The 400-nt window shown below is 32.2% G+C and carries 1 protein-coding gene; it reads right to left on the bottom strand.

Annotation, left to right across the window (positions count from 1 at the left end; genetic code table 11):
• The coding region (locus tag AC30CM_RS27275) for a DUF1542 domain-containing protein (protein WP_490120017.1) at positions 1 to 400 on the bottom strand (400 nt) is incomplete at both ends.

Genomic DNA, 400 nt, shown 5'->3' with positions numbered 1-400 from the left:
GCTTCTATATCGCCTAATGCAACATTAAATCGTTTTAAAACTGCATCAACATCAGCATTAGTGCGTGCTGTTTTTAATTCTTCATCCATTTGTAATTTTAATGCAGTTATAGCTTTTAATGCATCAGCCTTATTACGATCACTTACTTTTCGATAATTTTGCACTAAATGTGTAACACGTGCAAGATCATCATTAATCGTTTTTTCAGCATCTGGCTTTTTAATAGGATGTACATCTAAATCATGTATTGTTTGTAGATTTAATGATGCTGTTTTATCAACTTGTGCATTGCTACGATCTTGATCAATTTGTCCAATAGCAGTGTCATAAATGTTTTGTAACTGTGCTAAAATACTATTTCTTTCTTCTACCGTTGCTTGAACATTCGCTTCAATTGCTA

This window comes from Mycobacterium sp. DHQP2018-32-09 (genome assembly GCF_058148405.1).
This window is presented reverse-complemented; position numbering and strand designations above follow the sequence as displayed.